The organism is Citrobacter sp. Cf088 (assembly GCF_030334295.1).
GTDB lineage: Bacteria > Pseudomonadota > Gammaproteobacteria > Enterobacterales > Enterobacteriaceae > Citrobacter > Citrobacter freundii.
Genome location: NZ_JAOWEE010000015.1, coordinates 17,009 through 39,775, shown reverse-complemented (window position 1 = coordinate 39,775; position 22,767 = coordinate 17,009). Strand labels below are relative to the sequence as shown.

20 protein-coding genes are annotated in these 22,767 nt (G+C 53.1%); 13 read left to right on the top strand and 7 right to left on the bottom strand.

The genetic code is table 11. The features are described from left to right. Window positions 1-56 precede the first annotated feature (56 nt). Both aphA and OGV71_RS00240 read left to right on the top strand, forming a co-directional pair. Entirely contained in the window at window positions 57-770 is a 714-nt protein-coding gene (gene aphA / locus OGV71_RS00245; protein WP_003826615.1) for an acid phosphatase AphA, read from the top strand. A 127-nt stretch (window positions 771-897) separates the two neighbouring features. Next, on the top strand, window positions 898-1,254 hold the full coding sequence (locus OGV71_RS00240) for an MmcQ/YjbR family DNA-binding protein (protein ID WP_003031719.1): 357 nt from the start codon (window positions 898-900) through the stop codon (window positions 1,252-1,254). 123 nt (window positions 1,255-1,377) lie between these two features. Here OGV71_RS00240 and uvrA read toward each other — a convergent pair whose 3' ends face one another. Continuing rightward, complete coding sequence (gene uvrA / locus OGV71_RS00235; protein ID WP_204584251.1) at window positions 1,378-4,200, bottom strand: excinuclease ABC subunit UvrA; 2,823 nt, start codon at window positions 4,198-4,200, stop codon at window positions 1,378-1,380. 251 nt (window positions 4,201-4,451) lie between these two features. Between uvrA and ssb1 the strand changes: the two genes are divergently transcribed. Next, window positions 4,452-4,976: a single-stranded DNA-binding protein SSB1 gene (ssb1, locus tag OGV71_RS00230; protein WP_003826621.1), complete on the top strand. Its 525-nt coding sequence runs from the start codon at window positions 4,452-4,454 to the stop codon at window positions 4,974-4,976. A gap of 66 nt (window positions 4,977-5,042) precedes the next feature. On the opposite strand, the gene OGV71_RS00225 is transcribed toward ssb1, so the two are convergent. After that, window positions 5,043-5,324, bottom strand: a complete 282-nt coding sequence (locus tag OGV71_RS00225; RefSeq protein WP_044715249.1) for a YjcB family protein — start codon at window positions 5,322-5,324, stop codon at window positions 5,043-5,045. Between the two features lie 552 nt (window positions 5,325-5,876). Here OGV71_RS00225 and pdeC point away from each other — a divergent pair. Further along, window positions 5,877-7,463, top strand: a complete 1,587-nt coding sequence (gene pdeC / locus OGV71_RS00220; RefSeq protein WP_086504807.1) for a cyclic di-3',5'-guanosine monophosphate phosphodiesterase PdeC — start codon at window positions 5,877-5,879, stop codon at window positions 7,461-7,463. Between the two features lie 2 nt (window positions 7,464-7,465). Here pdeC and soxS read toward each other — a convergent pair whose 3' ends face one another. After that, a complete protein-coding gene (gene soxS / locus OGV71_RS00215; protein WP_003031731.1) occupies window positions 7,466-7,789 on the bottom strand; it encodes a superoxide response transcriptional regulator SoxS in 324 nt (107 codons plus the stop codon). 86 nt (window positions 7,790-7,875) lie between these two features. On the opposite strand from soxS, the gene soxR reads away from it, so the two are divergent. The 3 genes from soxR (at window position 7,876) to OGV71_RS00200 (ending at window position 12,212) form a co-directional block, all read left to right on the top strand. Next, window positions 7,876-8,334: a redox-sensitive transcriptional activator SoxR gene (gene soxR / locus OGV71_RS00210; protein WP_003031733.1), complete on the top strand. Its 459-nt coding sequence runs from the start codon at window positions 7,876-7,878 to the stop codon at window positions 8,332-8,334. 724 nt (window positions 8,335-9,058) lie between these two features. Then, entirely contained in the window at window positions 9,059-10,408 is a 1,350-nt protein-coding gene (gene ghxP, locus OGV71_RS00205) for a guanine/hypoxanthine transporter GhxP (RefSeq protein WP_003031735.1), read from the top strand. Between the two features lie 157 nt (window positions 10,409-10,565). Beyond that, window positions 10,566-12,212: a Na+/H+ antiporter gene (locus tag OGV71_RS00200; protein WP_003031737.1), complete on the top strand. Its 1,647-nt coding sequence runs from the start codon at window positions 10,566-10,568 to the stop codon at window positions 12,210-12,212. An 83-nt stretch (window positions 12,213-12,295) separates the two neighbouring features. Here OGV71_RS00200 and OGV71_RS00195 read toward each other — a convergent pair whose 3' ends face one another. Then, entirely contained in the window at window positions 12,296-13,186 is an 891-nt protein-coding gene (locus OGV71_RS00195) for a LysR family transcriptional regulator (protein WP_003844732.1), read from the bottom strand. Between the two features lie 101 nt (window positions 13,187-13,287). Here OGV71_RS00195 and OGV71_RS00190 point away from each other — a divergent pair, with 101 nt between their 5' ends. Both OGV71_RS00190 and OGV71_RS00185 read left to right on the top strand, forming a co-directional pair. Next, complete coding sequence (locus OGV71_RS00190) at window positions 13,288-13,698, top strand: CidA/LrgA family protein (protein WP_044715240.1); 411 nt, start codon at window positions 13,288-13,290, stop codon at window positions 13,696-13,698. Further along, a complete protein-coding gene (locus OGV71_RS00185) occupies window positions 13,691-14,380 on the top strand; it encodes an LrgB family protein (protein WP_086504808.1) in 690 nt (229 codons plus the stop codon). Before OGV71_RS00190 ends, OGV71_RS00185 begins: the two co-directional genes overlap by 8 nt. A gap of 45 nt (window positions 14,381-14,425) precedes the next feature. Here OGV71_RS00185 and actP read toward each other — a convergent pair whose 3' ends face one another. The 3 genes from actP to acs form a co-directional block, all read right to left on the bottom strand. Next, window positions 14,426-16,075, bottom strand: coding sequence for a cation/acetate symporter ActP (actP, locus tag OGV71_RS00180; RefSeq protein WP_003031747.1), 1,650 nt, complete (start codon window positions 16,073-16,075; stop codon window positions 14,426-14,428). Further along, window positions 16,072-16,386, bottom strand: a complete 315-nt coding sequence (locus OGV71_RS00175; RefSeq protein ID WP_003031750.1) for a DUF485 domain-containing protein — start codon at window positions 16,384-16,386, stop codon at window positions 16,072-16,074. Before OGV71_RS00175 ends, actP begins: the two co-directional genes overlap by 4 nt. Before the next feature lie 312 nt (window positions 16,387-16,698). Beyond that, a complete protein-coding gene (gene acs, locus OGV71_RS00170; RefSeq protein ID WP_003826645.1) occupies window positions 16,699-18,657 on the bottom strand; it encodes an acetate--CoA ligase in 1,959 nt (652 codons plus the stop codon). 433 nt (window positions 18,658-19,090) lie between these two features. Here acs and nrfA point away from each other — a divergent pair, with 433 nt between their 5' ends. The 4 genes from nrfA to nrfD are packed head-to-tail and all read left to right on the top strand — an operon-like array spanning window position 19,091 to window position 22,759. Beyond that, window positions 19,091-20,527: an ammonia-forming nitrite reductase cytochrome c552 subunit gene (gene nrfA / locus OGV71_RS00165; RefSeq protein WP_003844735.1), complete on the top strand. Its 1,437-nt coding sequence runs from the start codon at window positions 19,091-19,093 to the stop codon at window positions 20,525-20,527. A gap of 44 nt (window positions 20,528-20,571) precedes the next feature. Further along, complete coding sequence (nrfB, locus tag OGV71_RS00160) at window positions 20,572-21,138, top strand: cytochrome c nitrite reductase pentaheme subunit (RefSeq protein WP_003031758.1); 567 nt, start codon at window positions 20,572-20,574, stop codon at window positions 21,136-21,138. Beyond that, window positions 21,135-21,806: a cytochrome c nitrite reductase Fe-S protein gene (nrfC, locus tag OGV71_RS00155; RefSeq protein ID WP_204584249.1), complete on the top strand. Its 672-nt coding sequence runs from the start codon at window positions 21,135-21,137 to the stop codon at window positions 21,804-21,806. Before nrfB ends, nrfC begins: the two co-directional genes overlap by 4 nt. Further along, window positions 21,803-22,759, top strand: a complete 957-nt coding sequence (gene nrfD, locus OGV71_RS00150; protein WP_151218050.1) for a cytochrome c nitrite reductase subunit NrfD — start codon at window positions 21,803-21,805, stop codon at window positions 22,757-22,759. Before nrfC ends, nrfD begins: the two co-directional genes overlap by 4 nt. Window positions 22,760-22,767 lie beyond the last annotated feature (8 nt).

The window sequence follows — 22,767 nt, the reverse complement described above, 5'->3', positions numbered from 1 at the left end:
TTTTTGACCAGTTGTTAATAAAAAAATGATAACTAACTGACTACTTAGGGAAAAATATGCGCAAGTTTACGTTGGCACTGAGTGCCGTTTGTTTATTGTTCACGCTAAATCAGCCAGCCCAGGCACTCGTTTCTTCTCCCTCTCAGCTCAATCCAGGCACCAATGTTGCAAAGCTCGCTGAGCAGGCTCCCATTCACTGGGTCTCCGTGGCACAAATTGAAAACAGCCTGACCGGACGTCCGCCGATGGCGGTCGGGTTTGATATCGATGACACAGTCCTCTTTTCCAGCCCAGGTTTCTGGCGCGGTAAAAAAACGTATTCTCCGGACAGTGAGGATTACCTGAAGAATCCGGCCTTCTGGGAAAAAATGAATAACGGCTGGGACGAGTTCAGTATTCCAAAAGAAGTCGCGCGCCAGCTAATTGATATGCACGTGCGTCGTGGTGACAGCATCTTTTTCGTGACCGGGCGTAGCCAGACGAAGACTGAAACGGTGTCGAAAACGTTGTCTGATAACTTTCACATCCCGGCTGGCAATATGAATCCGGTCATTTTTGCCGGCGATAAGCCGGGCCAGAACACCAAAACGCAGTGGTTGCAGGATAAAAATATCCGCATGTTTTACGGTGACTCCGATAATGACATCACTGCCGCTCGCGACGTGGGTATTCGTGGTATTCGCATTTTGCGCGCCTCTAACTCCACTTATAAGCCGCTGCCACAGGCCGGTGCGTTTGGTGAAGAGGTGATCGTCAACTCGGAATATTGAGGACACTGGCTGCGGATTGCTGTTTTTTTAAACAAATTTACATTGCTGGCTTTTACCTTTTGCGGACTTGCTGCACACTGAATAAATGATGTTCTCATTAGGCAATATGCTGGTAAGGGGAATAAAGATGACTAATTCGGAGTTGCTGCAATACTGCATGGCAAAAATGGGCGCGGAGCAGAGCGTTCACAGTGACTGGAAGGCCACGCAAATCAAAGTCGAAGATGTGCTTTTTGCCATGGTAAAAGAGGTGGAAGAACGCCCGGCGGTGTCTCTGAAAACCAGCCCAGAACTGGCAGAGTTGTTGCGCCAGCAGCATAGCGATGTTCGGCCAAGCAGGCATCTCAATAAGGCGCACTGGAGTACGGTGTATCTGGACGGCTCGCTGCCGGATTCACAGATTTATTATCTGGTTGACGCCTCTTATCAGCAGGCTGTGAACACGCTGCCTGCTGATAAACGGCGGATACTGACGCAGCCCTGAACGGTCTTGTAGGCCTGATAAGCGTAGCGCCATCAGGCACAACCGTTGCCTGATGCGGCGCAACCGTCTTATCAGGCCTACAAGCTTTACGCCTGTTCTGTGGGCCTGATAAGTGTTGCGTAGTTACAACAGTGGTTTGAGGAAACGTGCCGTGTGTGAGGCTTCACACTCAGCGACCGTTTCTGGTGTGCCGGAGACAAGAATTTCGCCGCCTCCGCTGCCACCTTCCGGACCGAGATCGACAATCCAGTCAGCGGTCTTAATCACGTCCAGATTGTGCTCAATCACCACGATGGTGTTGCCCTGATCCCGGAGCTGATGCAGCACGTCCAACAGTTGCTGAATATCCGCAAAATGCAGACCGGTGGTCGGCTCATCGAGAATATACAGCGTTTGCCCGGTACCGCGTTTTGACAGTTCGCGCGCCAGCTTCACGCGCTGCGCCTCGCCGCCCGAGAGTGTGGTAGCGGACTGACCCAGTCGGATGTACGTCAGGCCAACGTCCATTAGTGTTTGCAGCTTACGCGCCAGCGCCGGAACGGCATCGAAGAACTCGCGTGCTTCTTCAATCGTCATATCCAACACTTCGTGGATAGTTTTGCCTTTGTACTTAATTTCCAGCGTTTCGCGGTTATAGCGCTTGCCTTTACATTGATCGCACGGCACGTAGATATCCGGCAGGAAGTGCATTTCGACTTTGATCACGCCGTCGCCCTGACAGGCTTCACAGCGTCCGCCGCGGACGTTAAAGCTGAAACGCCCCGGGGTGTAACCGCGTGCACGTGACTCCGGCACGCCGGCAAACAGTTCGCGCACTGGCGTAAACACGCCGGTGTAGGTTGCCGGGTTAGAACGCGGCGTACGGCCAATCGGGCTTTGGTCAATGTCGATCACTTTGTCGAAATGTTCCAGGCCCTGAATGTCGCGATACGGCGCAGGTTCAGCCAGCGTCGCACCATTCAGCGCCGTCTGCGCAATCGGGAACAGAGTATCGTTAATCAGTGTCGATTTACCCGAACCGGAAACACCGGTAATGCAGGTAAATAAACCTACCGGCAGCGTCAGGGTGACATCTTTCAGGTTGTTGCCGCGTGCGCCGGTGAGCTTCAGCACTTTCTCTGGGTCAGCCGCAACGCGCTGTTTAGGCACTTCAATCTTGCGTTTACCGCTCATGTACTGGCCGGTCAGCGACTCAGGCACTGCCATGATGTCGTCGAGCGTCCCTTCGGCGACGACCTGACCGCCGTGAACACCTGCGCCGGGGCCGATATCGATAACGTGGTCAGCGGCGCGAATCGCATCTTCATCGTGCTCGACTACAATGACGGTATTACCCAGATTACGCAGGTGGATAAGCGTACCCAGCAGACGCTCGTTATCGCGCTGATGCAAACCGATAGATGGTTCATCCAGCACGTACATTACACCGACCAGACCCGCGCCGATCTGGCTTGCCAGACGAATACGCTGGGCCTCACCGCCGGATAGCGTTTCCGCCGACCGCGATAGCGTCAGATAGTTGAGGCCGACGTTGACCAGGAACTTCAGACGATCGCCAATCTCTTTAAGAATTTTCTCGGCAATCTTCGCCCGCTGACCCGCAAGCTTCAGATTGTTGAAGAAATCCATTGCATGACCGATGCTCATGTCAGAAATTGCAGGCAGCGGCGTATTTTCAACAAATACGTGGCGGGCCTCGCGACGTAAACGCGTCCCTTCACAGCTGGCGCACGGTCGGTTACTGATGAATTTGGCTAATTCTTCGCGTACCGCACTGGATTCCGTCTCTTTATAACGGCGCTCCATATTGTGCAGCACACCTTCAAACGGGTGACGACGTACGGACGTATCGCCGCGATCGTTCATGTATTTGAATTCGATATTTTCTTTACCCGAACCGTACAGCACCACTTTATGCACGGTAGGGCTCAGGCTGGCCCATGGGGCTTCAACGTCGAATTTATAGTGTTCAGCCAGAGACTTAAGCATCTGGAAATAATAGAAGTTACGGCGATCCCAACCACGAATAGCACCACCGGCCAGCGACAGTTCCGGGTTTTGAATCACCCGGTCAGGATCGAAATACTGCTGCACGCCGAGACCGTCACAGGTTGGACACGCGCCCGCTGGGTTGTTAAACGAGAACAGCCGAGGTTCCAGTTCGCGCATGCTATAGCCGCAGATAGGGCAGGCGAAGTTAGCGGAGAACAGAAGCTCTTCCGCTTTCGGGTCGTCCATATCGGCGACCACCGCCGTACCACCGGACAGTTCCAGCGCGGTTTCAAAGGATTCAGCCAGTCGTTGGGTGAGATCGTCGCGTACTTTAAAGCGGTCAATCACCACTTCAATAGTGTGTTTCTTTTGCAGCTCAAGCTTGGGCGGATCGGAAAGGTCACACACTTCGCCGTCGATACGGGCGCGGATATAGCCCTGGCCCGCCAGGTTTTCCAGCGTTTTGGTGTGCTCGCCTTTACGCTCCTTAATTACCGGTGCCAGCAGCATCAGACGTTTGCCTTCCGGCTGGGACAGGACGTTGTCCACCATCTGGCTAACGGTCTGCGCTGCCAGGGGAACGTCGTGATCCGGACAGCGCGGCTCGCCAACGCGGGCAAACAGCAGACGCAGATAGTCGTGAATTTCGGTAATTGTACCTACCGTGGATCGCGGGTTATGGGACGTCGATTTTTGTTCAATTGAGATGGCAGGAGAGAGCCCCTCAATGTGGTCGACATCCGGTTTTTCCATCAGCGACAGAAATTGACGCGCGTACGCGGAAAGGGATTCAACGTAACGACGCTGCCCTTCGGCATATAAGGTGTCGAAAGCGAGCGAAGATTTGCCTGAGCCCGAAAGCCCGGTGACGACAATCAGCTTGTCGCGCGGGATGACGAGGTTGATGTTTTTGAGATTATGGGTGCGGGCGCCCCGAACTTCGATCTTATCCATTCATCTTTCCCGGATTAAACGCTTTTTTGCCTGGCTGCATGGTGCTACCGGCGATCACAAACGGTTAATTATGACACAACCTGACCTGAATGGATATACAGTATTGGAATGCAAAACGCATGTTCCTGTGCAACAATGTCTGGCGGGGGTTGTTTACTGGAATCAACTTCGCAACGTAGTAAAAGCGCTATTGGAAATGCTACAATCCCGCGCTTACACTTATTCAGTAACGTTTTTCAGGAGACACGATCATGGCCAGCAGAGGCGTAAACAAGGTGATTCTCGTCGGTAATCTGGGCCAGGACCCGGAAGTACGCTATATGCCGAATGGTGGCGCAGTTGCCAACATTACGCTGGCTACTTCCGAATCCTGGCGTGATAAAGCGACCGGTGAAATGAAAGAGCAGACTGAATGGCACCGCGTTGTGCTGTTTGGCAAACTGGCGGAAGTGGCCAGTGAATATCTGCGTAAAGGTTCCCAGGTCTATATCGAAGGTCAGTTGCGTACCCGCAAATGGACCGATCAGTCCGGCGTAGAAAAGTACACCACTGAAGTTGTTGTTAACGTTGGCGGCACCATGCAAATGCTGGGCGGTCGTCAGGGCGGTGGTGCTCCGGCAGGTGGTGGCCAGCAGCAGGGTGGTTGGGGTCAGCCTCAGCAGCCGCAGGGCGGCAATCAGTTCAGCGGCGGTGCGCAGTCTCGTCCGCAGCAGTCCGCTCCGGCAGCGCCGTCTAACGAACCGCCGATGGATTTCGACGACGATATTCCGTTCTAATCCTTCTGCTTTTCGCTGAAAATTATGGCTACCTCAAGACCGGGGTAGCCATATGCAATTTTGTTATCAGTTCAACACCATCGGCCAGTCTGGCGGTGTGTGGCTCATCACATCAACCATCACGGTTTCAATGTTCTGCCAGATAGTGGACATATCCACCAGGGTTATGCCGAGCAATCCAGTCGCAAACCAGCAGGCAAACACCAGCCCCAAACCGCTGCTAATGACGGCCAGGCCAATATAATCTGATTTACGAAAACGGATATTGAGCGTACTGGCTAAAAACATCAGTACCGCGCTGAGTAGTTGCCACCGCAGAAGAACCACGCCAGTTGTTATTGTTGCCATGAAAAACGTCCTCAGAAAGTCTGGATGCCCAGGACAGCGCGGGGGTGTTCACCGAGGGTGTAGTACTCTGGCTATCGACGGGCAATAACATGAATGAAACATTGTTTCTGTTACATGATTTTTGTGAACTATATCACAAGTGCTCGTTTGTTCACCACTATTGGACGCTATTTTTGTAGGCCTAAAACCACTCTGATTGTGTGGTTTAATTTAATGAAGGGTTGATAATAAATAACCATGTTTTAAACATGCATTTAGTCTGCTTGTTATATTTATCCTAAATTAAACGTTAAAAAACTTTAATGAATTTCTTAAACGCAGCCAGGATAATGCTCATAAAAAATTACTCCGTGGGGATAATAACGTTATGAAATAAGCATAACTTTAAGTTTGCCTTACGGAAAAATAATATCATCATCAACTATTATCAGACTTTTACATAGAGAAGTCTGTTGCTAATACTGATAGATTCATGCAACTTAATCAGTCGGTGTTTATAGCATCCTGCCTTGATGGGTTCTGGCATATACGAAACAGGGAAATAGGGCTGACATGAATCACAGTGCGCGACGCAAGATGCTGAAGTTCCTGGGAACATTCATGGTGGTATTGTTCCCCGTGGTGCTGGCGATTTGGTTTGCACATATCCGGGCGATGACCGAAACCCATAACCAACTCCGCTCTTTTGCTCAACTGGTGTTAAATAAAACAGAATTGGTAATCCTACAAGCCGATTTGGCGCGTGATATGGCCCAGTTGTATCAGGGTAAGATGTGTACCCCGGCACATCAGAAAAGTATGCTGAATATTATTCGCGGTCGTTTATATATCAGTGAGCTAATTTATGCGCAGGGCGATCATTTTTTGTGCTCTACGTCTATGGCGCCGACTGTTACTTATATTATGCCGACAGCCGACTATAAACGTACGCCGGATATCGCCATCTATTACTACCGCGATACCCCTTTTTTCGCTGGCTACAGAATGACGTACATGCAACGTGGGAACTACGTCGCAGTCATAAATCCATTATCCTACAGCGAAGTCATGTCAGATGATCCGGATCTGTCCTGGGGCGTATATGACACAGTAACAGATACGTTTTTCTCTGCCAGCGAAGCGGCAAATATTGCGCAATTCGCGCCTCTCGTACGCGGTGAAGCCTCGACCTTTCAACAAGACGATCGCTTTTACACCATCGTGCATTCAGAAAAACGCCCAATTGCGATCATTGTGTCGACCTCACACAACCGCGTAAGTCAGATTTTCTATCACGAGGCGGCGTTAACCATTCCCTTCGGGATTATCTGCAGCATCCTGATACTGCTAATGTGGTGGCGCACGCGCCAGGAATACTTATCTCCCCGGCGCTTACTAAAACGCGCGATCAAAAAACGTCAGCTTTGCCTGCATTACCAGCCGATCATTGATATTAAGAATGGACAATGTGTTGGTGCTGAAGCTCTGCTGCGCTGGCCGGGTTGTAAAGGTGAGGTGATGAGCCCGACGGAGTTTATTCCGTTGGCTGAAAAAGAGGGAATGATTGAGCGGATCACGGATTATGTCGTTGAAGAGGTATTCAACGATTTGGGGTATTTTCTTTCGGCGCATCCTCAGCTTTATATCTCGATAAACCTTTCCGCTTCTGACTTTCATTCATCCCGATTGATTGCTCTGATTAACGACAAAAATCGTGAGTACTCCGTGGCGGCCCAGCAAATTAAAGTCGAAGTGACGGAGCGGGGGTTCATAGATGTACATAAAATGACCCCAGTAATCCAGGCGTTCCGCAAGGCGGGTTATGAAGTGGCGTTTGATGATTTTGGCACGGGATATTCCAATCTGCATAATTTATCAGCGCTGAATGTCGATATCCTGAAGATCGACAAATCGTTTATTAGCACGTTGTCCACTAACAGCACCAGTCACTTGATTGCCGAACATATTATTGAGATGGCGCAAAGCTTACACCTGAAGACGATTGCGGAAGGGGTGGAAACGAAGGAACAAATCGAATGGCTGCTTGAACGCGGCGTACAGTATTGTCAGGGCTGGTATTTTGCGAAGGCGCTGCCGTCGCAGGAGTTCATGCACTGGATACAACGGTCGCCCGCCATACTGACGCAGAGCGGGCAATAAGCTTACAGGCGGTGGCGGTAATCGCTGGGGGTACGATCAAACTCGCGGCGAAACACGCGCGAGAAGGTTTGTTGCGATACATAACCAAGATCCATCGCGATATCGAAAATAGGTCGCTCAGTCGTCCTCAGTTCAACCGCCGCCAGCAGAAGTCGTCGCTGGCGGATGTAGTCACCCAGCGTCTGGCGCGTCACCGTGCGGAACATTCTCTGTAAATACCACTTCGAGTAACCTGATTTTTTCGCAACCGCCTCAATGTTCAGCGGCTGATCGATATGTTCATCAATCCATTCAATAAGGGTCTGAATAATCTGCTGATGGGACATAGGGCTGCCTCTTTCTCAGTATTCGATTCGTCGTTTTGTCTGTGGGCGAGTATAATTCCTCAAGTTAACTTGAGGTAAAGCGATTTATGGAAAAGAAATTACCCCGAATAAAAGCGCTGCTCACGCCAGGTGAAGTTGCAAAGCGTAGCGGCGTGGCTGTTTCGACCCTGCATTTCTATGAAAGCAAAGGGTTAATCAGCAGCATGCGCAACAGCGGTAATCAGCGTCGCTACAAACGTGATGTATTGCGTTACGTGGCGATTATCAAGATTGCTCAACGTATTGGGATCCCGCTGGCAACGATTGGCGACGCGCTGGGCGTATTACCTGAAGGACATTCACTTAGCGCTAAAGAGTGGAAACAGCTCTCTTCGCAATGGCGTGAAGAGCTGGACCGACGCATTCATACTTTGGTGTCGCTACGCGATGAGCTGGATGGATGTATTGGTTGCGGCTGCTTGTCGCGCAGCGATTGCCCGTTGCGTAACCCAGGCGATCAGCTGGGCGAGCAAGGAACCGGGGCGCGTCTGCTGGAAGATGATTGATTGGTTTAAATATATGACTGATATATACCCTAAATAATTCGCGTTGTGGGAAGGCGGCAAGAGCACGAATCCCGATGAGCTTAGTAAACTAAGTGATTCGGGTGAGTAAACGCAGCCAACACACCTGCAACGTGAAATATGACGGGTATAAAACTAAAGCGCCACAGAGGGCGCTTTAGTTTGGTTCCGGTCTTCGTCTTTCACTCTATCCCGCTGGTTCACGGGAGGGTTTCCCCCGACATCAACACCCCTCAGTCGAGCACATTAGGGGAGGTTCCGGCCTGTGTTGATAATGTAAGTGTAAGCTACCTCCCTCCATTTGCCAGTCAAATGATGATTTTTTAGCCAAAAAAATTACCGCATCTTCACCGGTTTTCTTGCGCGAGTTTGCGCGAAAAATAAGAACGATTGTTGCGACAATCTGGCGAAATTTGTTACCAGATTGCGCATTGACGATAACGTTTGCGCATCGACTGGTTGTTTATTGTGCGTTATAAGAAGAAATGAGTAAAAAGCGGCAAAGTTCAGTTGAAAACCGGCGTATGATCGCTGGATAATCGTTTGCTTTTTTTTACCACCCGTTTTTTATGCGCGGAGCTAAACGTTTGCTTTTTTGCGACACCCCTAATGACGCAAACCTGGCACATGGAGAAAACGTTTAGCAGGCAGTGGATTGTCCAGCACGCATAATGACGAAAAAATAAACTCTCAGGGGATGTTTTCTATGTCTACGCCTTCAGCGCGTACCGGCGGTTCACTCGACGCCTGGTTTAAAATTTCGCTTCGCGGCAGTACCGTTCGTCAGGAAGTCGTTGCCGGATTAACGACGTTCCTCGCCATGGTTTACTCCGTTATTGTGGTTCCAGGGATGCTGGGTAAAGCCGGATTCCCGCCTGCCGCTGTATTTGTGGCAACCTGCCTGGTCGCGGGCGTCGGTTCTATTGTCATGGGCCTGTGGGCAAATCTGCCGCTGGCGATTGGTTGCGCCATTTCTCTGACGGCGTTTACCGCATTCAGCCTGGTATTGGGGCAACATATCAGCGTGCCCGTTGCGCTGGGCGCGGTGTTCCTGATGGGCGTCCTGTTTACCATCATTTCCGCGACGGGTATTCGTAGCTGGATCCTGCGCAATCTGCCGCAGGGCGTTGCGCACGGTACGGGAATCGGTATCGGCCTGTTCCTGCTGCTGATTGCGGCAAACGGCGTTGGTCTGGTGATTAAGAATCCGCTGGACGGTCTGCCGGTTGCGCTGGGTGACTTCGATACCTTCCCGGTGATTATGTCGCTGGTTGGTCTGGCGGTGATTATTGGCCTCGAAAAACTGAAAGTACCGGGCGGCATCCTGCTGACTATTATCGGTATTTCCATTGTTGGCCTGATTTTCGACCCGGCCGTGCATTTCTCCGGTATTTTTGCCATGCCGTCTCTGAGCGACGAAAACGGCAACTCACTGATCGGCAGCCTGGATATTATGGGCGCACTGAATCCTATCGTTCTGCCGAGCGTGCTGGCGCTTGTTATGACCGCCGTCTTCGATGCGACCGGCACCATTCGTGCCGTAGCCGGACAGGCGAATTTGCTGGATAAAGACGGACAGATTATCGACGGCGGCAAAGCGCTGACCACCGACTCCCTGAGCAGCGTGTTCTCTGGTCTGGTGGGCGCTGCTCCTGCGGCGGTATACATTGAATCCGCAGCGGGTACGGCGGCAGGCGGTAAAACTGGCCTGACGGCGATCACCGTTGGCGTCCTGTTCCTGCTGATCCTGTTCCTCTCCCCGCTCTCTTATCTTGTACCGGTATACGCAACGGCGCCTGCACTGATGTATGTGGGCCTGTTGATGCTGAGCAACGTTGCGAAAATCGACTTTGCTGACTTTGTTGACGCAATGGCGGGTCTGGTAACGGCCGTATTTATCGTGCTGACCTGTAACATCGTTACCGGCATTATGATTGGCTTTGCTACCCTGGTGATTGGCCGTCTTGTCTCTGGTGAATGGCGCAAGCTGAACATCGGCACGGTGGTTATCGCTATCGCGCTGGTGGCCTTCTACGCGGGCGGCTGGGCTATCTGATTTTTATTCGATAAAGATCCTCAAAACGGGTGGCTTTGGCCGCCCGTTTTTATTTTCAGAACACACTCGTTGTCTTTTGCGTTACTCTCAATTAGATAGAATTGAGGCACGACGCCTCTCATCACCAATCATAAGAAACATCGCAAACAGGGAACGCATGGAAATCTTTTTCACCATACTCATCATGACCCTTGTGGTCTCGCTGTCGGGGGTATTTACTCGCGTATTGCCCTTCCAACTCCCTTTACCCCTAATGCAGATCGCCATCGGCGCCTTGCTGGCGTGGCCGACGTTTGGTTTGCATGTGGAATTCGATCCTGAGCTGTTTTTGGTGCTGTTCATCCCGCCGCTGCTCTTTGCCGATGGCTGGAAGACGCCAACGCGTGAGTTTCTCGAGCATGGGCGAGAGATCTTCGGCCTTGCGCTGGCGCTGGTGCTGGTCACGGTGGTTGGCATTGGATTTATGATTTACTGGCTGGTGCCGGGGATACCGCTTATCCCAGCCTTTGCGCTGGCCGCCGTCCTTTCACCAACCGATGCTGTTGCCCTTTCCGGCATTGTGGGGGAGGGGCGCATACCGAAGAAAATCATGGGCATCCTGCAGGGCGAAGCGTTGATGAACGACGCCTCCGGTCTGGTCTCTCTGAAGTTTGCCGTCGCCGTGGCGATGGGGACGATGGTATTCACCGTTGGTGGCGCAACGCTTGAGTTCTTCAAAGTGGCGATTGGCGGCATCCTGGCTGGTTTTGTCGTCAGTTGGCTGTACGGGCGCTCCCTGCGCTTCCTCAGCCGCTGGGGCGGTGACGAGCCGGCAACGCAAATCGTCCTGCTGTTCCTGCTGCCGTTTGCGTCTTACCTGATTGCGGAACACATCGGCGTTTCCGGTATTCTCGCGGCGGTCGCTGCCGGGATGACGATCACCCGTTCCGGGGTGATGCGCCGCGCACCGCTGGCGATGCGTTTACGTGCTAACAGTACCTGGGCAATGCTGGAGTTTGTGTTTAACGGCATGGTCTTCTTATTGTTAGGGCTACAGTTACCGGGGATTCTGGAGTCTTCCTTAGCGGCGGCAGAGGTCGATCCGAACGTTGAAATCTGGATGCTGTTTACCGATATCGTGCTGATTTACGTGGCGCTGATGCTGGTACGTTTTGGCTGGCTGTGGACGATGAAAAAATTCAGTCTGCGCTTCCTGAAGAAAAAACCAATGGAATTCGGCTCTTGGACAACGCGTGAAATCCTGATCGCCTCCTTTGCCGGTGTACGTGGAGCAATTACCCTCGCCGGTGTGCTCTCCATTCCACTGTTGTTACCGGATGGTAGCGGATTCCCGGCGCGATATGAGCTGATCTTCCTTGCCGCAGGCGTGATTCTGTTCTCGCTGTTTGTTGGCGTGGTGATGTTGCCGATTCTGCTACAACATCTGGAAGTGGCAGACCACTCGCAGCAGCAGAAAGAGGAACGTATTGCTCGCGCTGCTACGGCAGAAGTGGCGATTGTCGCGATCCAGAAAATGGAGGAGCGACTGGCCGCGGACACCGAAGAGAACATCGATAACCAGTTACTCACCGAGGTGAGTTCCCGCGTGATTGGTAACCTGCGTCGTCGCGCCGACGGACGCAACGATGTGGAAAGCTCGATGCAGGAAGAAAACCTCGAGCGACGTTTCCGCCTGGCAGCGTTGCGTTCAGAACGCGCAGAGCTTTATCACCTGCGCGCGACGCGGGAAATCAGCAATGAAACGCTGCAAAAGCTGCTGCACGATCTGGACTTGCTGGAAGCGCTGTTGATCGAGAACCAATAAACGAGAGTGCCTGATGCGCTACGCTTATCAGGCCTACAAAACCGATGTAGGCCGGATAAGGCGTTTGCGCCGCATCCGGCATTTTACGACGCTTGCGGTAGCCAAAACCCTTCACAGCATTTGAGCCACGCCTGGGCGCTGTGCGACAGATACACGCCTTCGCGCCAAATCATGCCCAATTGCCAGCGTAAATCACTCTCCAGAGGGATCCAGCGCAACGTTTGCTTATCCAGGCGCTGGCAAATCGGCTCCGGTAAAATGGCAATCCCGACTCCGGCTTGTACCATCGCAGCCAGAAAATCCCACTGCCCGCTGCGCACCGCGATGCGGGGCTTGACGTTGTGTTGGCTAAACAGCTCAAGCAATTGGCGGCTCAACGCGAAATCTTCGTTGTAGATCAGTAGCGGATGTTCCGCCAGTGCCTCGGGGGAAATGGATTCGCATGTTGTCCACTGACCGGAGCGGGGGACCAGCACGCAGAGCGGATGACTGAAAAGCGGTAGGGTCGCCAGACCACTCTCTTCTTCAACCGGCAGCGCGGTCATCGCGACATCCAGATCGCCGTTCATCACCGCCTGCTGGACGGTTAAGCCGCCAAATTCAGAGACCTTCAGCTCAACGCCGGGATAGCGCTGGCGAAACAGGCTGATAGGCCCGGCCATCAACATACCGACCATCGGCGGGATACCGAGGCGCAGCACACCCCTGTTGAGGTGATTAATGTCGCTAAGTTCAGCTTCAAGCTGGCGAAACTCAGCGAGGATCGCCAGGCCGCGTTCGAAAACGACCTGTCCGGTGTCGGTTAACAACAACCGCCGCCCGTCGCGGATGAGCAATGTGCAATTAAGCTCGTCTTCAAGGTTCTTCAACATCTTGCTGATGGTGGGCTGGGTGACAAAAAGCTTCTCCGCTGCGCGAGTAAAGCTCTGCTGACGAACCACCTCAACAAAATATCGCAGCGTTCTGATATCCATGATTATTCCTTAAGACTATACCTGCAATGAGTTTAATTCATTTCAGTCCTGGACGGGGGCTCTCTATACTGGCGCTCTCTATTTTTTAAGGACATACCCTCATGGCTGTGGCGATAAGCCGCGTGACGCCTGCTGTTATTCATCGACTCCAGATCCCCGTTCAGGTTCTGTTGTACGCAGGTCTCTTTGTATTAGCTCAATATCTTGTCTCCTGGCTGCATCTGCCGCTTCCTGCCAACCTGGTAGGGATGGTGCTGATGCTGGCGTTAATTGTCTGCCGGGTTATCCCGCTGAACTGGATTCGCGCAGGTGCTCGCTGGTTACTGGCTGAAATGCTGCTGTTTTTTGTCCCGGCGGTGGTCGCCGTTGTGAACTACACGCAGCTGTTGCTGGTTGATGGCTGGCGTATATTTGCCGTCATTGCGATCAGTACGCTGATGGTGCTCGGCGCAACGGCGTGGGTGGTGGATAAAGTGTATCGCTATGAAATGAGCAGGCTAAACCGTGAGTAATTTCCAGCTAAGCATGTTGTGTCTGGTGATTACGCTGGGTATCTACTTTGCTAATAAGCGTTTGTATCGCCGTTTTCGTAAATTACCGCTGATGCCATTAGTTCTCACCCCGGCCCTGCTGGTGCTGATGCTAGTCTTCGGCCATATCTCCTGGCAAAACTATATTGGTGAATCGCACTGGTTGCTGTGGTTGTTAGGACCGGCGACCATCGCCTTTGCCGTTCCGGTGTATGACAACCTTGCGGTGATTAAGCGTCACTGGATGTCGCTGACGGCGGGCGTGATAACGGCAACGCTGGTGGCCGTCACCAGTTCCGTGTGGCTGGCGCGTCTGTTTATGTTGCCTGATGAGATCCAACGCAGTCTGGCGGTGCGTTCCGTCACCACGCCATTTGCGCTGGCAGCGGCAGAGCCATTGGGCGGGCAGCCGGACCTGGTGGCCTTGTTCGTGGTGGTGACCGGCGTATTCGGCATGGCGGTCGGCGATGTGCTGTTTTTACGCCTTTCCATTCGTGAAGGAATGGCGAAAGGCGCAGGATTTGGCGCAGCATCGCACGGGGCAGGCACGGCGCGCTCTTATGAGCTTGGTCAGCAAGAGGGCGTGGTTGCCAGTCTGGTAATGATGCTTTCCGGTGTGGTGATGGTATTGGTTGCGCCACTGGTCGCGAGGCTGATGTTCTAAGAAAGGATGTAATCCTCCGGCCCGAAAGCCGGAGGAGAAGGGATGTTAGTGCGCGCGACCTTGTTCTACGCCGTACCCGGTCTGGGAGCGGATGAACTGAGCACGGAACTGCTCGCGTTCGCGGTTGCCTTCTTCTGAGTTGTCGGTAGCAGAGAAGAACCAGATCCCGAGGAACGCTATGCTGATGGAGAACAGCGCTGGATATTCATACGGGAAAATGGCTTTTTCGTGACCGAGGATCTGGACCCAAATGGTTGGGCCGAGAATCATCAATACTACCGCTGTTAACAGACCTAACCAGCCACCCAGCATTGCGCCACGGGTGGTCAGACGCGACCAGTACATGGAAAGCAGGATGATCGGGAAGTTGCAGCTGGCCGCGATGGCGAACGCCAGACCCACCATGAAGGCGATGTTCTGGTTCTCAAACAGCACGCCGAGCAGGATGGCTATCACACCCAGTACCAGTACGGTGATTTTTGACACCTTCAGCTCTTCACGTTCGGTTGCGCCTTTGCGGAATACGTTGGCGTACAGGTCGTGAGAAACTGCCGAAGCGCCCGCCAGCGTCAGCCCGGCAACCACCGCCAGGATGGTGGCAAACGCCACTGCAGAGATGAAGCCGAGGAACAGGTTACCGCCCACCGCATTCGCCAGGTGAACCGCCGCCATGTTGTTACCACCGATCAGTGCGCCTGCAGCATCTTTGTACTCTGGATTAGCACCTACCAGCATGATCGCGCCAAAGCCGATGATAAAGGTCAGGATGTAGAAATAACCCATAAAACCGGTGGCATAGAATACGCTCTTACGCGCTTCGCGGGCATCGCTGACCGTGAAGAAACGCATCAGAATATGCGGCAAACCTGCTGTACCGAACATCAATCCAAGACCTAACGACAGGGCGGATATCGGATCTTTTACCAGACCGCCCGGGCTCATAATCGCGGAGCCTTTCGGGTGTACTGCCATCGCTTCGGTGAACAGGTTGTTGAAGCTGAAGCCGACATGCTTCATTACCATGAAGGCCATAAAGCTGGCGCCGAACAGCAGCAGAACAGCTTTAATGATCTGTACCCAGGTGGTTGCCAGCATGCCGCCAAACAGAACGTACATCATCATCAGTACGCCAACCAGCACGACGGCGATGTGATAGTTCAGACCAAACAGCAGCTCAATCAGTTTACCTGCGCCGACCATCTGGGCGATCAGATACAGCGCGACCACCACCAGGGAACCACAGGCCGACAGAATACGGATTGGACCCTGCTTCAGACGATAAGAAGCAACGTCAGCAAAGGTGTAACGACCGAGGTTACGCAAACGCTCAGCAATCAGGAACAGAATAATTGGCCAGCCGACCAGGAAGCCGAGTGAGTAAATCAGCCCGTCATAACCGGAGGTAAATACCAGCGCGGAAATCCCAAGGAACGATGCCGCCGACATATAGTCGCCCGCAATCGCCAGCCCGTTCTGGAAACCGGTGATGTTACCGCCGGCGGTGTAGTAGTCATTACGCGAACGTACGCGCTTAGACGCCCAGTAGGTAATGCCGAGCGTAAAGATGACGAAAATCAGGAACATAACAATCGCCTGCCAGTTGGTTGGCTGGCGTTGAACTGCACCGCTAATAGCATCCGCCGCGTTTGCGGCGAAGGGCAGCGTGGCGGCAAGCGCCGTCAGGACTCTCTTCATGATGCTTTAACCTCGTGCAGAACCGCATTGTTCAGGCGATCGAATTCACCGTTTGCCCGCCAGATGTAGATCCCGGTCAGGATGAAGGAGATGAGGATCACTCCGACCCCAATCGGAATACCGCGGGTGACGCTGGTTCCTGCGTGTAGCGGAGTACCCAGCCAGCCTGGCGCAAAGGCAATCAATAAAATAAAGCTGATATAAACTGCCAGCATGATGATGGACAGAATGGTGGCAAACCGTTGCCGTTTTTCTACTAACTCCCTGAAACGCGCACTGTCTTCTATCCGCTGATAAATTTGGTCATTCATCACAGAGTCTCCAGAGATACCCCCTTCGTCTTTCACGCCGCAGGTGCGTTGGCCGCACTCGTTACTCGACCCATCCCTGGGCCTCGCCCCAGCGGGGCCGTTACAAGTAACGTTCAAATCTGTTCCGGACAGATTTGTCACCCCAGTCACATAGTGAACTATGCTCCTGGGGATGTGCTCGCTTGCCGCCTTCCTGCAACGCGAAATCCTTTGGGGGAGGGTTTTTATATTTCCCTCCCGGTCAGGGGAGGGGTAGGGATAGGATTTGTAGACCCGATAAGCTGCGCGCCATCGGGCATTTCACAGTTATGGTTATGATGGCATCGCGATGGCCTGCTTCTCTTCGAGCAGTTTCTCCACGACGCCAGGATCGGCGAGAGTCGAGGTATCGCCCAGATTGCTGGTATCGCCCGCCGCGATTTTACGCAGAATACGGCGCATGATTTTGCCGGAGCGGGTTTTCGGCAGTGAGTCGGTCCAGTGCAGCACGTCTGGCGTTGCCAGCGGGCCAATTTCTTTACGCACCCAGTTGCGAACCTCGGCGTACAACTCAGGTGACGGCTCTTCACCGTGATTCAGCGTGACGTAAGCGTAGATCGCCTGGCCTTTAATATTATGCGGAATCCCTACCACCGCGGCTTCGGCAATCTTCGGATGCGACACCAGCGCCGATTCGATTTCAGCTGTTCCCAGACGGTGGCCGGAGACGTTCAGCACATCGTCCACACGTCCGGTGATCCAGTAATAGCCATCTTCGTCACGGCGCGCGCCGTCGCCGCTGAAGTACATATTCTTGAAGGTAGAGAAGTAGGTTTGCTCAAAGCGTTCGTGATCGCCAAACAGCGTTCTCGCCTGGCCCGGCCACGAGTCGGTAATCACCAGATTGCCTTCGGTCGCGCCTTCCAGCGGATTACCTTCGTTATCGACAATCGCAGGCTGTACGCCAAAGAATGGACGGGTTGCAGAACCGGCTTTCAGTTCGGTGGCGCCCGGCAGCGGGGTAATCATGAATCCACCGGTTTCAGTCTGCCACCAGGTATCGACGACCGGGCATTTTTCGTTGCCGATCTTCTTCCAGTACCACTCCCATGCTTCCGGGTTGATCGGCTCGCCAACTGAACCCAGGATACGCAGTGACGAACGGTCAGTGCCTTCAATCGCTTTATCGCCTTCCGCCATCAGGGCGCGAATGGCGGTCGGTGCGGTATACAGAATATTGACCTGATGCTTGTCCACAACCTGCGACATACGCGCCGGGGTAGGCCAGTTTGGCACGCCTTCGAACATCAGCGTGGTTGCGCCGCAGGCCAACGGACCGTACAGCAGGTAGCTGTGCCCGGTTACCCAGCCTACGTCAGCGGTACACCAATAGATATCGCCCTGATGGTAATCAAACACATACTTAAAGGTGGTTGCAGCGTAGACCAGATACCCGCCGGTAGTGTGCAGCACGCCTTTCGGCTTGCCGGTTGAGCCGGAGGTATACAGGATAAACAGCGGATCTTCCGCGTTCATCTCTTCCGGCTGGTGTTCTGAGCTGGCCTTCTCGATAAGATCGGACCACCACAGGTCGCGACCTTCCTGCCATTCCGTTTTTCCACCGGTACGTTTGAGAACGACCACATGTTCAACGGTTTTCACATTTGGATTTTTCAGCGCATCATCCACGTTCTTTTTCAGTGGGATAGCGCGCCCGGCGCGTACGCCTTCGTCGGCGGTGATCACCAGGCGTGAATTGGAGTCGATAATACGTCCGGCGACGGCTTCCGGTGAGAAACCACCGAAGATGACCGAATGCACCGCGCCAATACGGGCGCAGGCCAGCATGGCGACCGCAGCTTCCGGCACCATCGGCATATAAATGGCCACCACGTCACCTTTTTTAATGCCTAAATCCAGTAGCGTATTGGCGAAACGGCAGACATCGCGATGTAACTCGCGATAGGTAATGTTTTTGCTTTGGGTTGCGTCATCGCCTTCCCAGATGATGGCGGTACGATCGCCGTTTGCCTGCAGGTGGCGGTCAAGGCAGTTTGCGGCCAGATTCAGGGTGCCGTCTTCGTACCATTTAATCGACACGTTGCCTGGTGCGAAGGAAGTGTTCTTCACCTGGCTGTACGGCTTGATCCAATCAAGAATTTTTCCCTGTTCGCCCCAAAATGTGTCGGGTTCGTTAACGGATTGCTGGTATTTCTCTGCGTACTGCTCCGGATTTATCAGGCAACGATCCGCAATGTTTGCGGGAATAGCGTGTTTATGTATTTGGCTCATGGCTTTTGTTCTCCTTGTAGGATGTTAATAATATGTCTCATAAACGTTAAATGTAGGGGCTTTGAGAGTTTTGTTTAGTATTTGCGCGGCAGATCACGCAATAAACGAATTGTGCAAATTAGCGACAAACTGAATTTTGAAGGGAGCTAGCAAAATTGACTAAATCTCGCGATAACATGTAGTTATCTAAAGGATTGTTGAAAAGGTGATCTGTATCTGAATTAGACAAAAGAGGGAGCAATTAAAGGGTGTCACTAACTCTAAAGTGGTATTTTACATACACTTACAATTGATTAAAGACAACATTTTCAGTGTGGTTTCTTGTTACAAATAGGGTGGAGCAATGTCATGACAGTATTCGTGTGGTTGCTGTTATGGAAAACAATAAAAGAACCGCCATTGCAGATAATGGCGTCATCTGGATGAGACCCCTATGGCAAGGATAAAATCACGCGTACGCCGTTTCTTCAGCCTGTTAGTACCTTTATTATTTATCTCTGCAGTTCACGCTGAACAAACCCCCGTACCCGCAAAAACCGTCACCGTTGAAGCGAAGAATGAAGTCTTCGCCCCTCAGCATCCCGATCAATATCTCTCCTGGAAAGCCACGTCTGAGCAATCAGCCCGTGAAGATGCGCTGGCAGAAGATCCTCGTCTGGTGATCCTGTGGGCGGGATATCCCTTCTCGCGCGATTACAACAAACCGCGCGGGCACGCGTATGCAGTGACCGATGTTCGTGAAACCTTACGTACCGGCGCACCCAAAACGGCAGAAGATGGTCCGTTGCCGATGGCCTGCTGGAGCTGTAAAAGCCCGGATGTGGCGCGTCTGATCCAGAAAGACGGTGAAGATGGCTACTTCCACGGTAAATGGGCGCGCGGCGGTCCTGAAATTGTTAATAATCTTGGCTGCGGCGATTGCCATAACACCGCGTCACCAGACTTTGCCAAAGGCAAGCCAGAACTGACGCTGTCGCGTCCTTATGCTGAACGCGCGATGGAAACAATCGGCAAACCGTTTGAGAAAGCCGGTCGCTTTGACCAGCAATCCATGGTCTGCGGCCAGTGCCACGTGGAATATTACTTCGACGGTAAAAATAAAGCCGTTAAGTTCCCGTGGGACGACGGCATGAAAGTCGAGAACATGGAGAAGTACTACGACACCATCGCCTTCTCTGACTGGACCAACTCCCTGTCTAAAACCCCGATGCTGAAAGCGCAGCACCCGGAGTATGAAACCTGGAGCGCAGGCATTCACGGCAAGAACAATGTGACCTGTATCGACTGCCACATGCCGAAAGTGCAGAACGCGGAAGGCAAGATTTACACCGACCATAAGATTGGTAATCCGTTCGATAATTTCGCTCAGACCTGTGCGAACTGCCACACCCAGGACAAAGCGTCCCTGCAAAAAGTGGTCGCCGAGCGTAAACAGGCTATTCATGACCTGAAAATCAAAGTTGAAGACCAGCTTGTTCGTGCGCACTTCGAAGCGAAAGCCGCATGGGATGCGGGTGCGACCGAAGCGGAAATGAAGCCGATTCTGGAAGATATCCGTCACGCGCAATGGCGTTGGGACCTGTCTATCGCCTCACACGGTATTCACATGCACGCCCCGGAAGAAGGTCTGCGGATGCTGGGTAGCGCAATGGATAAAGCCGCTGACGCACGTACCAAACTGGTCCGTCTGCTGGCGACCAAAGGCATCACGCATGAAATCCCGTTACCGGATATCTCTACCAAAGAGAAAGCCCAGGCGGCGATTGGTTTGAACATGCAGCAAATCAATGCTGAGAAGCAGGACTTCATCAAAACGGTGATTCCGCAGTGGGAAGATCAGGCGCGTAAAAACGGTCTGTTAAGCCAATAACCCCATTTCGCCCCGCAAGGGGCGGATAACTCAACGGAGTGAATATGAGCGTATTACGTTCGTTATTAACTGCTGGGGTGCTGGCGTCAGGCTTGTTATGGAGCCTGAGTGGAATCACTGCCACGCCAACGCCGCAGGAGTCGGATCAACGCTGGACGGTTACCCAACAGCGTAATCCGGATGCCGCCTGTCTGGACTGTCACAAGCCGGATACCGAAGGCATGCATGGTAAGCATGCGGAAGCCATCAACCCGAATAACAAACTGCCTGTCACCTGCACCAATTGTCACGGCCAGCCGTCACCGAACCACCGCGAAGGGGTGAAAGATGTGATGCGCTTTAATGAGCCGATGTACAACGTGGAGCAGCAGAACAGCGTCTGTATGTCCTGTCACCTGCCTGAGCAGTTGCAAAAAGCGTTCTGGCCGCACGATGTCCACGTAACCAAAGTGGCGTGTGCCAGCTGTCACTCACTGCATCCGAAGCAAGACACGATGCAGACGCTGAGCGATAAAGGACGGATCAAGATTTGCGTCGATTGCCACAGCGATCAGCGTAACAATCCGAACTTTAATCCGGCGTCGGTTCCGTTGCTTAAGGAGCATCCATGAGTTGCTCTCGTCGCCAGTTTATCACCGGCGTCGGCGCGCTGGTGGCAGTGAGCGGGACGGCGGGGCGCGTTGTGGCGAAGACGCTGAACATCAATGGCGTGCGTTACGGTATGGTTCATGATGAGTCTTTATGCATTGGCTGTACGGCCTGCATGGATGCTTGTCGGGAAGTTAACAACGTGCCGGAAGGCGTATCGCGTCTGACGATTATTCGCAGCGAGCCGCAAGGGACATTTCCTGATGTGAAGTATCGCTTCTTCCGTCACTCGTGCCAGCATTGCGACCACGCTCCCTGCGTTGACGTCTGTCCGACGGGGGCATCGTATCGCGATGCCGCCAGCGGTATTGTGGATGTGAACCCGGACCTTTGCGTTGGCTGCCAGTACTGTATCGCCGCGTGTCCTTATCGCGTGCGGTTTATCCATCCGGTGAGCAAAACGGCGGATAAATGCGATTTCTGCCGGAAAACCAACCTGAAAGCGGGCAAACAGCCCGCCTGCGTTGAGTCATGCCCGACGAAGGCGCTGACGTTTGGTAATCTGGACGATCCCAACAGTGATATATCCCGTTTGTTGCAGCAGAAAAATACCTACCGTTACAAACTGGCGTTGGGTACAAAACCGAAGGTCTACCGCGTTCCCTTTAAATTTGGGGAGGTGAGCCAATGACATCCGCTTCTGCATTTCATTTTGAATCACTGGTGTGGGACTGGCCCATTGCCATCTATCTGTTCCTGATAGGTATCTCTGCCGGACTGGTCACGTTGGCGATTCTGCTGCGTCGCTTCCATCCGGAGGCGGGCGGTTCAGACAGCACGCTGCTGCGCACCACGCTGGTGTTAGGGCCGGGGGCAATTATCTTCGGTTTGCTGATTCTGGTGTTCCACCTGACGCGTCCATGGACTTTCTGGAAACTGATGTTCCACTACAGCTTCACCTCGGTGATGTCGATGGGGGTCATGCTGTTCCAGTTGTACATGGTGGTGTTAGTGTTGTGGCTGGCAAAAATCTTTGAAAAAGAGGTGATTGCCCTGCAACAGCGGTTCGTGCCGCGACTGACGATTGTGTCAAAACTCCTGACGCTAATCACGCCGTTCCATCGCGCACTGGAGACATTGATGCTGGTGCTGGCAGTCCTGCTCGGGGCGTATACCGGGTTCCTGCTGTCGGCGCTGAAATCCTATCCGTTCCTGAATAATCCGATCCTGCCGGTGCTGTTCCTGTTCTCCGGGATCTCCTCCGGTGCGGCAGTGGCGCTGATCGCCATGGCGTTACGTCATCGTAGCAATCCGCACAGTACGGAAGCGCACTTTGTGCATCGCATGGAAGTCCCGGTCGTATGGCTGGAGATCTTCCTGCTGGCGGCGTTCTTTGTTGGTCTGGCGCTGGGCGATGACGGCAAAATGCGTGCGCTGGCGGCGGCACTGGGCGGCGGATTCTGGACCTGGTGGTTCTGGCTTGGCGTGGCCGGGCTTGGGTTGATACTGCCGATGCTGCTAAAACCCTGGGCCAACCGCAGTTCGACGTTTCATGGCGTGCTGGCAGTGTGCGGCGCCAGCCTGACCGGCGTACTGCTGCTGCGCTTTTTTATCCTCTATGCGGGTCAGCTAACCGTTGCGTAAGGTGATAT

Bases quoted from the DNA above. Each gene is read 5' to 3' on its own strand.
- nrfC (WP_204584249.1), top strand. From the start codon at position 21,135: ATGAGTTGCTCTCGTCGCCAGTTTATCACCGGCGTCGGCGCGCTGGTG.
- OGV71_RS00225 (WP_044715249.1), bottom strand. From the start codon at position 5,324: ATGGCAACAATAACAACTGGCGTGGTTCTTCTGCGGTGGCAACTACTC.
- uvrA (WP_204584251.1), bottom strand. From the start codon at position 4,200: ATGGATAAGATCGAAGTTCGGGGCGCCCGCACCCATAATCTCAAAAAC.
- soxS (WP_003031731.1), bottom strand. From the start codon at position 7,789: ATGTCCCATCAGCAGATTATTCAGACCCTTATTGAATGGATTGATGAA.
- OGV71_RS00200 (WP_003031737.1), top strand. From the start codon at position 10,566: ATGGAAATCTTTTTCACCATACTCATCATGACCCTTGTGGTCTCGCTG.
- nrfA (WP_003844735.1), top strand. From the start codon at position 19,091: ATGGCAAGGATAAAATCACGCGTACGCCGTTTCTTCAGCCTGTTAGTA.
- OGV71_RS00190 (WP_044715240.1), top strand. From the start codon at position 13,288: ATGGCTGTGGCGATAAGCCGCGTGACGCCTGCTGTTATTCATCGACTC.
- actP (WP_003031747.1), bottom strand. From the start codon at position 16,075: ATGAAGAGAGTCCTGACGGCGCTTGCCGCCACGCTGCCCTTCGCCGCA.
- OGV71_RS00195 (WP_003844732.1), bottom strand. From the start codon at position 13,186: ATGGATATCAGAACGCTGCGATATTTTGTTGAGGTGGTTCGTCAGCAG.
- pdeC (WP_086504807.1), top strand. From the start codon at position 5,877: ATGAATCACAGTGCGCGACGCAAGATGCTGAAGTTCCTGGGAACATTC.
- nrfB (WP_003031758.1), top strand. From the start codon at position 20,572: ATGAGCGTATTACGTTCGTTATTAACTGCTGGGGTGCTGGCGTCAGGC.
- ssb1 (WP_003826621.1), top strand. From the start codon at position 4,452: ATGGCCAGCAGAGGCGTAAACAAGGTGATTCTCGTCGGTAATCTGGGC.
- OGV71_RS00175 (WP_003031750.1), bottom strand. From the start codon at position 16,386: ATGAATGACCAAATTTATCAGCGGATAGAAGACAGTGCGCGTTTCAGG.
- OGV71_RS00240 (WP_003031719.1), top strand. From the start codon at position 898: ATGACTAATTCGGAGTTGCTGCAATACTGCATGGCAAAAATGGGCGCG.
- ghxP (WP_003031735.1), top strand. From the start codon at position 9,059: ATGTCTACGCCTTCAGCGCGTACCGGCGGTTCACTCGACGCCTGGTTT.
- aphA (WP_003826615.1), top strand. From the start codon at position 57: ATGCGCAAGTTTACGTTGGCACTGAGTGCCGTTTGTTTATTGTTCACG.
- acs (WP_003826645.1), bottom strand. From the start codon at position 18,657: ATGAGCCAAATACATAAACACGCTATTCCCGCAAACATTGCGGATCGT.
- nrfD (WP_151218050.1), top strand. From the start codon at position 21,803: ATGACATCCGCTTCTGCATTTCATTTTGAATCACTGGTGTGGGACTGG.
- soxR (WP_003031733.1), top strand. From the start codon at position 7,876: ATGGAAAAGAAATTACCCCGAATAAAAGCGCTGCTCACGCCAGGTGAA.